The following is a 13,948-nucleotide window of genomic DNA, read 5'->3' as shown; positions in this document are numbered from 1 at the left end:
GCGCCGCTTTGGAGCCCCTCTCCCCCCGGGAGAGGGGTTGGGGTGAGGGTACGTCCGCCCACGGAGCGCCCACCCCGTGAACCAACCCAACCTCCTGACCGCCCTCCACCGTAGCGGCACGCTACGCACGCTCGACCACGCCTTCGCCCAAACCCTGAGCCGCCTGGCCCCGGACACCCCCGACCTGGTCCTGTCCGCCGCCGCCCTGGCTTCACTGGCAGTCGCCAGCGGCCACGCCGGCCTCGACCCGGCCCGCGCCAGCGTCCTGCTCGACCCGCGCGACGGCCCGCCGCCGCAACTCCCGGACCCGACCGACTGGCAACGCGCCCTGTCCGCCTCGCGCTGGATCGCCCAGCCCGCGCAGGAGGACCCATCGGCTGCCGACTGCCCGCTGGTGCTGGAACACGGCCTGCTCTACCTGCGCCGCTACCGCGAATACGAGCGTCGCCTGGCGCAGGGCCTGCGCCGCATCGCCGCGCACCCGCTGCCGGCCTTCGACGTCGCCGCGCTCGCCCCGCTGTTCGCGCAGCTGTTCCCGCTCCCATCGGCGACCGAAGGAAGTCCCCGCGGGAAAGAGGGTGCCCGAAGCGGGAGTAAGGGCATGTCCGCCCCCGACCAACCCACCGACCGCCAAGCCCAGGCCGCCGCACTCGCCCTGCGCCGCGCCCTGCTGCTGGTCACCGGCGGCCCCGGCACCGGCAAGACCACCACCATTGCCCGCCTGCTGCTGCTGCGCATCGCCCAGGCGCAGGCCACGGACAGCGCCGCCCCGCGCATCGCCCTGGCCGCGCCCACCGGCCGCGCCGCCGAACGCATGGCCGAGAGCCTGCGCACCGCCGTGGCGCGCGCCATCGAAAGCGGCATCGATCCGACCCTGGCCGCCGCATTGCCGGCCGGCGCCAGCACGCTGCACCGCCTGCTCGGCGTGATCCCCGACCTGCCGCGCTTCCGCCATGACGCCGACAACCCGCTGCCGTTCGACCTGATCGTGGTCGACGAAGCCTCGATGGTCGACCTGCCGCTGATGTGCAAGCTGGTCGAAGCCGTCGCCGACGGCACCCAGCTGATCCTGCTTGGCGATGCCGACCAGTTGCCCTCGGTCGAAGCCGGCGACGTGCTTGCCGCCATCCTGCAGGCCGCCGGCCCCGGCGACGCACTGCAGCCGGACGACGCGCAAGCGCTGCAACCGCTGCTCGGCCACACCCACGCCGACACCCGCGGCGGCGGCCTGTCCGGGCATCGCGTGCACCTGCTGCGCGGCTACCGCCAGGCGCAGGGTTTCGCACTGGCGCCGCTGGCCGACGCCGTGCGCGCCGGGGACGCCGACACCGCCCTGGCCCTGCTGCGCAGCGGCGACCTGGCCGGCGTGCACTTCCACGAAGACAGCGAAGACCCGCTCGCCGCCCGCCGCGACGCCCTGCTCGCGCACTGGCGCGCCCTGGCCGACGCCGCCGATCCCGCCCATGCCCTGCGCGACGCCGCGCGCCTGCGCCTGCTCAGCGCCGTGCGTGCCGGCCCGCAAGGCGCGCGCGGCCTCAACGCCCGCATCGAACAGTTGCTGGCCGACAGCGGCGCCGGCGCCCGCCGCCTCGGCGCCGCCTCGCCCTGGTTCCACGGCCGCCTGCTGCTGATCACCGAAAACAGCTACCGCCATGGCCTGTTCAACGGCGACGTCGGCATCTGCCTCAGGGACGCGCAGGGCGCCCTGGTGGCCTGGTTCGAAGGCGAGGGCGACGGCCAGGTCCGCGGCTTCCACCCCGCCGCCTTGCCCGCGCACGAAAGCGCCTTCGCGATGACCGTGCACAAGGCGCAAGGCAGCGAGTTCGAGGAAGTGTGGCTGCAGCTGCCGACGCGCGACGTGCGTGTGCTCAGTCGCGAACTGGTCTACACCGGCCTGACCCGCGCCCGGCAGACCCTGCACCTGGCTGCCAGCGAAGCCGTGCTGCGCGCCGCGCTGGCGCGACATGCGGCGCGGATCTCGGGGTTGGCGTGGCGCTTGGGTGAAGCAGACGTGCCGGTCGCCGTTGAGGCATCCCCGGCACCCGCGGCGCCCACGCAGGGCACGCTGTTCTGAACGTGCGGGGAGGCGACTGGCGCGATGCCGGCCAAGACACTGCGGCGCACTTCATCGTTTGGTGTCTAGAAGCGCAGTTGAGCGCCTATCGCATAGATGTCAGGGGCAGATCCGGGTGAGGACACACGCCCCAATCTTCAAGACAATCGCAATGCACTGGCCCACGATGATCCCAGAGATCGCCACCAGTGCTTGGCAATTCAACTGAAACAGGGAAGACATGACGCAAACATTGGATTGGACGTTGAGCCGAGTGGCAGTCTTCGATGAGAGCCGCGTCTATGTGCTCGCCTACTCCAAGCGCGAGCCCGGCACCCGAGTCTTTCGATGGACCGGAAAATGGGACAACTTCTACGTTCAAGCGATTTCCGCCGGCATATGCGCAGTTCGCGGCGCTGCTCCCGAAATTCTGACGCTATGCGCCGATGGCAGCGTTCATCGCGCTGCGCCCGACGGGCAGGCCTACGAGGAGGCGGGCGAGGAGAAACCCAGCAAGCACGGCCTGCTGCGCGACATCCGCCCCATCGGTGGAAGCGTCTATGCCACGGGCTTCGGCCGCCAGGTCTATGTGCGTAAGGACAGGGCTTGGCAGCGCTGCGATGAAGGAGTGGTCGAAGATCCGGCCGCCGATCGGCTCAATGGCTTCGAATCCATCGACGGCTTCGACGAAGACGAAATCTATGCCGTCGGCCACCAGGGCGAGATCTGGTGTTGCCGACATGGTGTCTGGCAGCAACGCGAAAGCCCGACCGACAGCATCCTGGAAAACGTGCTGTGCGCACCCGATGGAGCGGTTTACATCTCGGGCCAGTCGGGCATCGTCATGCGAGGCCGTGCCGACCGCTGGGAGCGCATCGAGCACGAACTCACCGACGAGACATTCTGGGACATGGCCTGGTTCGACGATCGACTCTGGCTTTCAACCACCAATGCGCTCTACACGCTACAAGGCGACAAGCTGGAGAGGGTCGAGACAGGACTTCCCGGCGATCAGACCTTCAGGTACCTAGACGCGAATGCGCAGTGCCTGTGGTCATCCGGCGAACGGCACCTTGCAGCGTTCGATGGAGCGCACTGGACGCGCATCCCCGGTCCTTGAGACAGCCTCGTTGTTGCCACATGCTCGAGCGCATCGGCCCGGGAAGCCGATGGCCGGGTCGGCTTGCGCAGCATCGGCATAGCTTTCCGGACGACCACTCCAGCGGAACGTCATTTGGCGGCATGGGCACGCCTGGCGGGTTGGTGCGCTGGTGGCGGCCGGGCACCAAGAACCCCGCGTAGGTTTCGAGAAACCAAGAGGCGAAGGCCATGTTGCAAACAACATGACACAACCTCTTGGTCGTGCGCAGCTGCCCGAAACGGCAGCGGCGCACGCGTTACGTTCGAGAGCATGTATCCCGGCGACCGCTCACTTGGCCGGAACGCGCTGGTACTCGTCGCTGCCGGTGCTGAGGTGGCCGTTGGCATGGTCGATGGCGAAGTTCACCGTTTCGCCGTCGTTGGAGACCTGCAGCACGCCATCCTTGTAGATGGCCGGGTAGCTCTCGGTCTTCGGCTTGCGGCTGAAGAACCGCGGCGTGGTGTTGCGCACCATGAAGGACTCGCCGTTGCGCTCGATCTCCATCACGTCGTCCTGCGACTGCACGTTGACCCAGTGGCCGACGAACTTCTCGCCCTCCACCTTGGCGCAGGCGGTCATCAGCATCACCGCGGCCAGCGCGGCACCCATCCATTTCGTCATCTCGGCGCTCCGGTGTGAAAGTCAGGGGCGAGGATGAGGAAGCCTGGATGTATGGGAGGTCAAGAGGGCGGGGCTGCGTCACCAGCGGTGTCGGACCAGCGTTGCAACGCTAGTCCGACACCGCCAGTGCATCGCCCGCTCGGCACCATTCCGGACTCGCCCAGCGTTCGCCATCACGCTCGAGTTCCGCTGCCGCTGCAGGTGCGGATGACCGACGAGCCTGGAACGGTGGACCTGCCGCCGACGCAGCCAGCCTAGACGGCCATGACCCCGCCATCGACGAACAGCTCGTGCCCGGCGACGAAACTCGCCGCATCCGAGGCCAGGAACAGCACCGCCGCGGCGATCTCCTCCGAGGTGCCCAGGCGGCCGAACGGGATCATCTGCGTCAACGCGTCCTCCGCGCCCGCATTGCGCTCCAGGTAGCTCTGCATGGAGGGCGTGTGGACCATGCCGGCCGAGACCACGTTCACCCGGATGCCGCGGGATTTCAGGTCGGTCGTCCAGGTGCGCGCCAGGGCGCGGATGGCCGCCTTCGTCGCGCTGTACACGGACAGCCCGCCAATGCCCATGCTGCCCGCCGCGGAGCCGGCCAGGATCACCGCACCGCCGGCCGTCATCAGCGGCAGCGCCTGCTGCACCGTAAACACCGTGCCCTTGAGGTTGATCGTGAGCAGGCGGTCCAGGTGCGCTTCGTCGATCTCGCCCAGCGCCGCGGACTCGGACACGCCCGCGTTGGCGAAGACCACGTCCAGCCGGCCATGGTCCTGCCGGATGCGCGCGTACAGCCGGTCTAGGTCCTCCGGCACGCCCACGTCGCCCTGCACGCCCACCGCGCCGTGGCCGATCTCCGCCACGGCGGCATCCAGCCGGTCCTGGCGCCGCCCCGTGACGTAGACCTGCGCGCCTTCCGCGGCGAAGGCCTTCGCCGCCGCCAGCCCGATGCCGTCGGTGCCGCCCGTGATCGCAACAACCTTGCCCTCGAATCGACTGCTCATAAATCGTTCCTTTCTGGATAAGTGGAGGATTGCTCCACTTAGTATATGGAGGTAGCCTCCGTTTCCACAAGCCATTCCGAACGAGCCCACGTTGACCACCGACACTCCTCTGCGCGCCGATGCCCAGCGCAACCGCGAGCGCCTGCTCGCCGCGGCCGAGGCGGTGTTCCTGGAGCGTGGCGCCGAGGCGTCGATGGAAGACGTCGCAAAGCGCGCCGGCGTCGGCATCGGCACGCTCTATCGGCGCTTCCCCACGCGCGAGTCGCTGTTCGCGGCCGCCTACAGCGAACACTTCCTGTCGCTGGCCGCGGTCAGCCACGCGCGCGCCGGTACGCTCGATCCGTTGGCCGCGCTGCGCGCATATCTCGAGGACCTGGTGGTGCACACCAGCGTCTATCGCGGGCTCGCCGCCTCGCTCGGCGCGATGCTGCAGAGCGGCACCCCGGGGTGCGACGCCATCAGCAAGGAGGGGCGCCGGCTGTTGCGGCTCGCGCAGAAATCCGGCGTCGTCCGCCGCGACGTCAGCTTCGACGACCTCGTCGTGGTGGCCACCGCCACCTCGCTGGCCACCGAGCAGCTCGGCTCGCCGAAGACGCGCATCGCGCACCTGATCGGGTTGTTTATCGAGGGCATCGGCTCGCGCACGCCGCACGCTTAGGCGGCGTCGCGGGCACCGGGTCGGCATCAGGTGGGATGCCAGTTGCAGGACGCATTGCTGAGCAGCTTGCTGGATTGCGTGCGCGAAGATCTGCCGCAAAATCATTCGCTGGATGAGCTGGCAGAAAAGTGGCCGACGGTGCTGGCCGGACGCAGGGAACTTCTCCACCTGATCGCCAAAAGCAACGGGCCCTGGCATCGACTGCCCGGGCCCGTTGCCATGCAACGATCACTTGCTCAGGAAATCCAGCAGGTCCTGGTTGAGGCGATCCTTGTGCGTGTCCGCCAGGCCATGCGGCGCGCCTTGGTAGACGATGAGCTTGGCGCTCTTGATCAGCGCGGCCGAGGCCTTGCCCGAACTGTCGAGCGGCACGATCTGGTCGTCGTCGCCGTGGATCACCAGCGTCGGCACGTCGAACTTCTTCAGGTCGGCGCGGAAGTCGGTGGCGGAGAACGCGGCGATGGAGTCGTACGTATTCTTGTGCCCGGCCTGCAGGCCCTGCGCCACGAACGACTGGATCAGCGCCGGGTTCGGCGTGTGGCCGGGGCGGTTGAAGTTGAAGAACGGGCCGGACGCGATGTCCATGTACAGCTGCGCGCGGTTGTCCAGCGAGCCCTTGCGCAGGCCATCGAACACGGCGATCGGCAGGCCGCCCGGGTTGTCGGCGGTCTTCAGCATCATCGGCGGCACGGCGCTGACCAGCACCGCCTTCTTGACCCGGCCGGTGCCATGGCGGCCGATGTAGCGGGCCACTTCGCCGCCGCCGGTGGAGAACCCGACCAGGGTGACGTCCTTCAGATCCAGCGCTTCGATCACCGCAGACAGATCGTCGGCATAGTGGTCCATGTCGTTGCCGTCCCACGGCTGGCTGGAGCGGCCGTGGCCGCGGCGGTCGTGGGCGACCACGCGGTAGCCCTTCGAGGCCAGGAACAGCATCTGCGATTCCCAGCTGTCCGAGTTCAGCGGCCAGCCGTGGCTGAAGGTGACCACCGGGCCGTCCTTCGGGCCCCAGTCCTTGTAGTACAGCTGCACGCCGTCCGGGGTGGTGACGTAGCTGCCGCTCACGGTGGCGGCGCCGTTGGTGGCGACGTTCTGTTGGGGTTGAGCGGCCTGCGCGGCGAAGCCGGCCTGGGCGGTGAAGGCGAGGAGCGCGACGGCGACGGAGCGGGTGAGAGCGTTCATGGCATGGAATCCTTGGGTGGAAGGAAGAGGAAGGTGGGCGGCGGGTTGGCCGTGCCGGGCTGGCGAGGTGTACTTTGCGCGCCGGGGCGATACGATTGGCTACGTATCGTCCTGAAAACTTGATCGAGAGTCCCGATGACCGACCGGCTCGCCGTGTTGCTGGAGCGCTTTTCCGTCACCGCCCAGATGTTCCATGCCGGCCCGCTGTGCGGGGTCAACCTGCTGGAGGCCGAGGACGGCCCGGGCCAGCTGCACCTGGTGAAACAGGGCGCGGTCGAGGTGTTCCATGGCAGCGCATCGCACAGAGTGGAGGTGCCCAGCCTGCTGCTGTATCCGCGGCCGATGCCGCACCGCTTCGTCACCGATCCGGTGCGCGGCGCGGACATGGCCTGCGCCAACGTGCGCTTCGAGGGCGGCGCGGGCAACCCGATCGCCGCATCGCTGCCGGAGTTCATCTGCCTGCCGCTGCACGCGATCGACGGCGGCTCACCCGTGCTGGACCTGCTGTTCGACGAAGCGTTCGCGCAGCGCTGCGGACGCCACGCGCTGATCAACCGCTTGTTCGAAGCGTTGATCATCCTGATCCTGCGCCAGCTGATGGAGCGCGGCGAGGTGCGCGGCGGCATGCTGGCGGGGATGGCGCATCCGCGGCTGCGCCACGCGCTGGTCGCCATGCACGAATCGCCGGCGAAGGAGTGGACGCTGGACGACCTGGCCGCCGCCGCGGGCATGTCGCGCAGCGTGTTCGCCGGCGCGTTCCGCGACACGGTGGGCATCACGCCCGGGCAGTATCTGCAGGGCTGGCGGGTCAGCCTGGCGCAGCAGGCGCTGCGTCAGGACCGCCCATTGAAGGTGGTGGCCGCCGACGTGGGATACGGCAGCGAAGCGGCGCTGTCGCGCGCGTTCAAGGCGCACGTGGGCCAGACGCCGCGCGACTGGAGGCGCGCGCAGGCAGTGAGTTGAAGATCTATCGGCCCGCAAGAACCACGCGGGTCCCAGCCTTGCCGCCGCTCAGCGGTCGATCGACCGACGTTCGTGCGGAAGGGCTCCTCGCGCCGCGTCAGCTGGCCGGCGGCGTCACCGCGTAGCCGTGATGCTCCAGCACGCGTCGGCACAGCGCCACGAAATCCGGCACCGACAGGTCGTTCTTCGCATCGTTGGTGCGCCACGCGCAGATCTTGAAACTGACCTCCGTCGCCGAGGCGGATACATGGTCGACGGTGGGCAGCAGCGCGAAGCCCAGCTTGTAGGCGTGCCGGCCCGTCTGCGAGTCGTCGTTCGTGTAGGTGCTGATCCGCGACCAGTCCAACGGCTCGCCGGTGTAGTGGTCCTTGCCGCCGCTGTCCAACACGGCGGCATGGATGGCGTCCTTGTACGCCACGCGGGTGCAGGCGCGGCCGCGCAACCGGTCACGCCGCACATGAGCCATCGCCTTGCGGTTCAACCAGCGCGCGTAGGCCACTTCGTTGACTACGCCGGCGAGGAAGGGCGGGAACGTGTGCTTGCGTGGCATCTCAGCGCTCAGCGTCGATGACCGCGTCCATTGCCGCGATCTCGGCGCCGCGCGCTCCGCAGCGCCGGGCCTCCTCTTTCCAGCCGCGCATGGCCGTGCGCACCTGTTCGATGATCTCGCCGGCCTGCGCCTTGCTCAGGCGGTAGTACGCGCAGGTGTCCAGCAGCAGCCGCGTGTCGGGGGTGGGATCGTCCAGGCCGATGGCGAGCACATGCGCGTCCTTGTTGGGATTGGGGTTCACGTCGAAGGCCGGCGACAGCCGCCAGCCACCGGGCTCGCGCAGGAACCCGTGGTTGCGCAGGTGGTCGTCGCGGTTGCCGATCAGCACGTTGAAGGCGACGCGGCGGTAGAGCTGATGCAGGTCGTCGGCAATCGCCGAGGCCACGCCGTGATTCTCGATGGCATGGGCGATCTCGGCGTAGCTGCTGCCCTCGCTGTCGTCCACGTCCAGCAGGGTGAAGGCCGAGGCGTAGGCGCGGCGTTCGGCCCCGGCACGGTCGAAGCGCTGCACCGCGTAGGTGGTGCCCAGGTCGGACAGGGCCAGCTGGCGCGCGGCGGGCATCGCGATGCCCGCCGCCAGCGAGAGCCGGTAGGTCACGAATTCCCACAGGCCCACGTCGTGGCGATCGTCGGCGGCAGGGAACTTCGCCAGCCACAGCGTCCCATCGGTATCGCGCACGCTGGCCTTAGGCCTGGCGCCGCCCAGCGACGCGCCGGGCGCCACCAATTGCTTGATCCACTTGATGTCGTGGTCGCTGTCGTCGGTGTCGCCACGTTCCACGCGCACCGCAATGGCCTCCAGCGCACGCAGCTCGGTCATCGGCGGAGCGCTCAGGGTATGGTCGTCCAGGTGGCGGCCGTCGGCCGTTCGCAGGCGCAGCGCACCCATCCTGGAGGCGTCGCCGACGCCGATCAGGTAGTCCCATGGGCGCAGCGCGCGCACCCGGCGATCTTGCTCGCGCGCGTCGATGACCTCGCGCCGGTCCATGAGGCGCTTGCCCCAGCGGTCGGGCGAGCAGTCGACGAACGCGCCGGTCAGCGCGCTGGCGCCGCCGCGCGCGATCAACGGGCCGCGGTGGAGCGGTAACTGCGGGTCCAGCGCAAAGGCGCGGATCGGCGCGGCCTGGTTCGCCCAACTGTCGGTGTAGTGGAACTGGAGCGTGTCGCCCGTGCGGCTGGGCCGGCGGGTCAGGTGGCCGACCAGGGCGCGGCCGCCGAGCACGGCATCGTCCAGCCAGACTTCGACCTGGGTGAGCTCCTGCACGTCGTCGGCCGCGCGGCTCACGGCGTGCTCTCCCGCTTCGCATTCGTGCGGCGCAGCTGGCTGTCCTGCAACTGGCGGCCGACCTCGTCGTTGCGGGCCAGCAGGTCGATGTCCTTGTCCAGGCCCAGCGCGGTCAACACGCGCAGCATGGTGGACAGGCTGGTGGCCGGGTCGCCGCGCTCAAGTTTGCCTACCGTGGGCACGCTCACGCCCACCCGGGCGGCGAGTTCGGCCTGGGTCATCTGCCGCCGCATGCGCGCGGCGCGCAGGCGCTCGCCTAGGGCGCGGATCTGGCGCTGGGCACGGGGCATCGTGGGCGGGGTACGTTTGGCCATGGAAGATTAAATTACATTTCCTGAAGGGAAACGCAACTTTATTTTCTATGCGGGCGCTTGGGTGTTCAGTTTGGCACCTCCACGCATCGGAAGCATGGCCACAGCCAGAGAGCGGATGCGGACAACTCCAAAAGGCGAGTGACGGGCCAGGCATGCAGGGCGTCATGCAGCAAAGGGAGGTAACGGACGCGGTCGTCGTCATCCCCAAAAGCACGGCAGGCGGTCGTTTCCTTGTTGCACGATGTGCTGCGGAATGCCAGGAAGATCGCGGCGGGGACGTCGCGCCATGCCGATGAGCGTGGCCGATACCTGTCGTTATAGGTATCGAGCACTGGCCTCCTAGGCCATTGGGCTTCTACGCATTGGGCGGTAGGAATTTAACCTGCCCCGGCTTTTGTTTCCCGCAACACGCAGCGAGCATCAGTTTTCCTGATAGCCGCTTTCGTCGTAGCTGCCCGCGACGGTGCAGGTCAGCTTCGGCGGGCTCTCTTCGGAGAGGGTGAGGTCGCCCATCTTGGTGGTGCGCCCGTTCGCGCCCAGCTTTGCCGACTTGCGCGCGGCCGCGGCGCTGGCGCCGAGGTCGGCGGTGTAGCTCTCGCCAAGTTCGCCGTTCGGGTCGATGAAGATGGACACCGCTTGCACCGGCAGGCCGAACACCGCAAAGGGGGCGGGCGGCGTGATCGGCCCAATGCCACCGTGTCCGTCGCGGGGCAGCGCCTTCCACGCCGCACTGGCGGTATCGGGCTTTGCCCGGCATTCCACAGCGGCCTGGATCGCGGGCGCGACGGCTTGCCATTGCGCCGCATTGAGCGCATGCGCCGCTGGCGCGGCGAGGACGCCAATCAGCAGAGGGGCCAGGCGCTTGATGCGGGCACCACGCGAATACGTCATCCATTGACTCATGGTCATTCCACATCACTCCGGTTGCGTTGCAGGGGATCGAGGGCCAGAGGCCAAAACGGACGTGGTCCAAGGCGAGGCGAGTCTAACGAGTAACGGAGTCGGGTTCAGTGCCGTGGCGGGTTTGCGTGGCCGATGAGCGGGTCTGATACCGGAAACGGCGGGCCTTACGGTAAAGCGGCCCGGAGACGGGCGGCTAGCGCAATGCGCTCCTCGGTGACGTAGCGCACTTTCTGCCCCCCATGCAGCCCGTCGTTCGCGTAGCGCGGGAACACGTGCAGATGGTAGTGCCACACATCCTGATTGCCGGCCGGCCCGTTGTGTTGGCGCGTGGAGATGCCTTCGCAGCCGAAGGCCGCCAGCATCGCATGCGCCAGGCGCCGCGTGGCGCGGAAGACCTCGCGGCCCAAGTCGTCGGGCATGTCCAACACGTTCTCGTAGTGGCCACGCGGGATCACCAGGCAGTTGCCTTGGATGCCGGCGTAGTGGTGCGTCGGCACCAAGGCGAACACGTTGGCATCCACCAGGACAACGGCCGATTCCGGCGCAGGCAAGGGCAGCGTGGCGGCGATACCGCAGAACGGGCAGTCGTACCTAGGGGGAGCGTGCTGCATGAGGCGCAACGGCGAAGAGGACCCACTGGGGCGGGAACGGATTCTTTGGCGCGCTCCGGCGACTCGTCAATCGGACAAGCCGGCTGGTGGGCTGGAGCTGACATCCATGCCGTCAGGCCATGGTGGTTGGGGAGAAGTGCACATTGAATCCAGTTTCGATCATTTTTGAAAATCTAATCAATAGATTATCTGGCGACTTGACTTAAATCACTCGCGTTTGATTCGATCAAGTGCATTGGACGGACTGGTTTTGGGATTATGAGTTTGTTTGAAAAAAACATGGCCTCAGAACCCTTGTAGCGGTCCTGGGCACTGTAACTCAAGCCGTAGACAATTCCCCTGAATTTGCCATACATTGCATGGATTTGATCGGCATTGTCGTACGACACGATCCAGTTTTTTGTTATAAGCTTCGCCACGCGCTTGGCTATTTTTACATGGTCATCGTGCTGATAGTGATGCAGGTAAAGGTCGCTACCCTTAACGTAATAGGGAGGGTCGAGATAGATCAGACTCTTAGCCGGAAGTTTTGGGGCAATCAGGTCCAAAAATTTGATGGCATCAAGTTGATGGAATTCGATGCGATCGCGCACGCGCGCAATTGCATGGATGCGTTGTATAAGATCCTCTTTATTGAAGCGAGCATCCAACTTCCACTTGCCTGCCTGTCCTTTCCCACCGATTACTCCTGCACCTAAAATCCCTGAACGATTGGTTCGGTTAAGAAAGAAAGTCGAAAAGCCAAGTTCTAAGTCATCATGAGCTTCAACATGTGCTTGGACTTGTTTTTGGCGGTGCCATTCCTCAATCGTCAAAGATGCGCCCTGAATGAGCTTGCATAGCCGATCTGTATTATTGAGAAGAGAGCGCCAGAACGCAGCTACACCTGAGCTAATATCGTTGATGTAGACTTTTTTGGCATACTCATGAAGTACTAGTTCCATCGCGACCGCTGCGCCACCTGCGTATGGTTCCGCATATGACCCATCAACTAAATTATTGGATTCCATGATCTTTTTTACATATGGAACCAATTTGCCCTTTCCGCCTGGGTAACGGAGTGGAGTGTAAAATGACGGTCGTGATTCATTTTTCATTTTCAAGCCCAAATTTTTGTAAAAGCCACCTGTACTTCGGACCAGCCAGAACGCAACTCTGAAGGAGTAGGTAGAGAATATTTGCTATGAATTATGCCATGGAGCCGGTCAATACTCAAAGCCTTATTGGAATTAGAGGCGAGCGCCCTAAATTCCTGCAAATCACGTTTGGTTGCAAGCCCGTTATCCTGTAAATAAGAAGAAATCCTTTCAACTTTCTGTTTTAGGGATATGTCTGGATTATATTGTGGAACTTTCTTCTCGGCGCCGAAGTGATCAAGCGATAACTCTAAGAAGACACGAAAAGACGCTGCAATGGCAATTGGATAATTTTCCAGTGGCAGCTTCCTCAGCTCTTTGCACATTTGTTGGAGCTTATGGTCATTGATATTCAAAGAGCACTGCGAGTTGGGTGGAATTAGCGTCTTCCGGTCCACTAAGGATTTACTTGTGGAACCCGTTCCCGCTTTTGACGTGCCCGTCTTGCTCTGAGCAGATAGCTGGTCAAGCGGTTCCAATGTGCCCGTCCGTTTACTCAGATCCGGCAATGCCGGACCCAAAGACTTTAAATATTCAAGCCGGTCGTCCTTACTTTTAATTCCACTTACAGTGATCTTCTTTAATGCAATATCAGAAACAATTCTTTTCAGTGGCTTAATTAGTTCACTTTGAGGTAAGTCAGACAACAACTCTCCATCCTCAAAAGCCAAACCTAGGCGCTCTCGTACTTCCGGCGTTCCGAGCAAGCGATCCAAATTGGTAATTGGAAAGCGTTCTAATGCAGATTCTTCTTCGTCTGACAGCTTGCCGGCGTTGCGCACGAAGTCGAGCACCTTTAATGAGGATGTGTGTCCACGATAGCGAGCGGTGGCAATACCGTCCCACCCAACCACGCCCCGTCCATCGTTCTCACCCGTGTGGATTGCTTCAATCCAATGCCGAGCTTCATCTTCATCCTTGCAGACCGATACATCAATCGGTTGAACATCTGCGAGAGAAAATGTCTTAGCCAAATTCCGGAGCCTTCGCGCAGTAATATCTCCGACTCCGGTCATTCCATCTAATACACTGGGGTTTGCCAGGACGCGAAGTGCAGCTAAGCGGCGATTGCCATCAAGGGCGATATAGGATGAACTTTTCTTGCCAGGGGCCTTCATCACCAGCATTCGGTGCGCCGGGCTAAGGCCATTCAACGAGATGTCCTCGGCCAAATTAACAAGTTTAATTCCTTGATTTACGACGATCTTTTCAAGGGCCTCTCGTTGGCTAGTTAAACCAGCAAAACGAGGATTTTTCAAATCGAGTTCCAACTCGTCGACATTTAACTCTAATGTGCTGCTCATCTTTCCCCCTTAAGAAAACTATAAAAAATAATGTGGTGAAGCGATAGTGACTCGCGCGATGCCTTGTACGTCCACATCGCCATACGAGGCCATGAGCATGTCGATAAAGCCGGAAGTTCCGGCCGCTAGCTAAAGTGACCAGCGCAATGCAGTTAGCCTCGTCAGCTGTACCCGCTAGCTTGCATGCGATCTCCATCACAGTCTAAACATAGCGCTAGGATTGGCTGCT

At 64.5% G+C, this 13,948-nt stretch carries 14 protein-coding genes; 4 read left to right on the top strand and 10 right to left on the bottom strand.

Annotated elements, in window-relative coordinates; translation table 11 throughout:
- Nucleotides 1–76: 76 nt before the first annotated feature.
- Both recD and NUG20_RS21350 read left to right on the top strand, forming a co-directional pair.
- Entirely contained in the window at nucleotides 77–2,074 is a 1,998-nt protein-coding gene (gene recD / locus NUG20_RS21355) for an exodeoxyribonuclease V subunit alpha (RefSeq protein WP_263396356.1), read from the top strand.
- 220 nt (nucleotides 2,075–2,294) lie between these two features.
- A complete protein-coding gene (locus NUG20_RS21350; RefSeq protein ID WP_263396355.1) occupies nucleotides 2,295–3,173 on the top strand; it encodes a hypothetical protein in 879 nt (292 codons plus the stop codon).
- A gap of 309 nt (nucleotides 3,174–3,482) precedes the next feature.
- Here the strand turns inward: NUG20_RS21350 and NUG20_RS21345 are convergent, their stop codons facing one another.
- A complete protein-coding gene (locus NUG20_RS21345; protein WP_263396354.1) occupies nucleotides 3,483–3,815 on the bottom strand; it encodes a hypothetical protein in 333 nt (110 codons plus the stop codon).
- Nucleotides 3,816–4,069: 254 nt separating this feature from the next.
- The gene (locus tag NUG20_RS21340) at nucleotides 4,070–4,813 is read right to left on the bottom strand and encodes an SDR family NAD(P)-dependent oxidoreductase (RefSeq protein WP_263396353.1); all 744 of its coding nucleotides are present in this window, start codon (nucleotides 4,811–4,813) and stop codon (nucleotides 4,070–4,072) included.
- 91 nt (nucleotides 4,814–4,904) lie between these two features.
- On the opposite strand from NUG20_RS21340, the gene NUG20_RS21335 reads away from it, so the two are divergent.
- Nucleotides 4,905–5,471 carry a TetR/AcrR family transcriptional regulator gene (locus NUG20_RS21335; RefSeq protein WP_263396352.1) on the top strand — a complete coding sequence of 189 codons (567 nt, stop codon included), beginning with the start codon at nucleotides 4,905–4,907 and terminating at the stop codon, nucleotides 5,469–5,471.
- A gap of 228 nt (nucleotides 5,472–5,699) precedes the next feature.
- Here NUG20_RS21335 and NUG20_RS21330 read toward each other — a convergent pair whose 3' ends face one another.
- Nucleotides 5,700–6,653 carry an alpha/beta fold hydrolase gene (locus NUG20_RS21330; protein WP_263396351.1) on the bottom strand — a complete coding sequence of 318 codons (954 nt, stop codon included), beginning with the start codon at nucleotides 6,651–6,653 and terminating at the stop codon, nucleotides 5,700–5,702.
- Nucleotides 6,654–6,788: 135 nt separating this feature from the next.
- Between NUG20_RS21330 and NUG20_RS21325 the strand changes: the two genes are divergently transcribed.
- Nucleotides 6,789–7,616 (top strand): AraC family transcriptional regulator, encoded by an 828-nt coding sequence (locus NUG20_RS21325; RefSeq protein WP_263396350.1) that lies wholly within the window; start codon nucleotides 6,789–6,791, stop codon nucleotides 7,614–7,616.
- A 97-nt stretch (nucleotides 7,617–7,713) separates the two neighbouring features.
- On the opposite strand, the gene NUG20_RS21320 is transcribed toward NUG20_RS21325, so the two are convergent.
- The 7 genes from NUG20_RS21320 to NUG20_RS21285 form a co-directional block, all read right to left on the bottom strand.
- The gene (locus tag NUG20_RS21320) at nucleotides 7,714–8,166 is read right to left on the bottom strand and encodes a hypothetical protein (RefSeq protein ID WP_263396349.1); all 453 of its coding nucleotides are present in this window, start codon (nucleotides 8,164–8,166) and stop codon (nucleotides 7,714–7,716) included.
- 1 nt (nucleotide 8,167) lies between these two features.
- A complete protein-coding gene (locus NUG20_RS21315) occupies nucleotides 8,168–9,451 on the bottom strand; it encodes a type II toxin-antitoxin system HipA family toxin (protein WP_263396348.1) in 1,284 nt (427 codons plus the stop codon).
- On the bottom strand, nucleotides 9,448–9,765 hold the full coding sequence (locus tag NUG20_RS21310; RefSeq protein ID WP_263396347.1) for a type II toxin-antitoxin system RelB family anti-toxin: 318 nt from the start codon (nucleotides 9,763–9,765) through the stop codon (nucleotides 9,448–9,450). Before NUG20_RS21310 ends, NUG20_RS21315 begins: the two co-directional genes overlap by 4 nt.
- 420 nt (nucleotides 9,766–10,185) lie before the next feature.
- Nucleotides 10,186–10,674: a hypothetical protein gene (locus NUG20_RS21300; RefSeq protein ID WP_263396346.1), complete on the bottom strand. Its 489-nt coding sequence runs from the start codon at nucleotides 10,672–10,674 to the stop codon at nucleotides 10,186–10,188.
- Between the two features lie 158 nt (nucleotides 10,675–10,832).
- Nucleotides 10,833–11,279, bottom strand: coding sequence for an HIT family protein (locus tag NUG20_RS21295; protein WP_263396345.1), 447 nt, complete (start codon nucleotides 11,277–11,279; stop codon nucleotides 10,833–10,835).
- 185 nt (nucleotides 11,280–11,464) lie between these two features.
- Nucleotides 11,465–12,289, bottom strand: coding sequence for a DNA adenine methylase (locus NUG20_RS21290; RefSeq protein WP_263396344.1), 825 nt, complete (start codon nucleotides 12,287–12,289; stop codon nucleotides 11,465–11,467).
- Nucleotides 12,290–12,378: 89 nt separating this feature from the next.
- On the bottom strand, nucleotides 12,379–13,719 hold the full coding sequence (locus NUG20_RS21285) for a hypothetical protein (protein ID WP_263396343.1): 1,341 nt from the start codon (nucleotides 13,717–13,719) through the stop codon (nucleotides 12,379–12,381).
- Nucleotides 13,720–13,948 lie beyond the last annotated feature (229 nt).

It is taken from the genome of Xanthomonas sp. CFBP 8443 (genome assembly GCF_025666195.1).
Lineage (GTDB): Bacteria > Pseudomonadota > Gammaproteobacteria > Xanthomonadales > Xanthomonadaceae > Xanthomonas_A.
The sequence above is the reverse complement of the archived record's forward strand: the minus strand, read 5'-3'. Positions and strand labels throughout refer to the sequence as shown.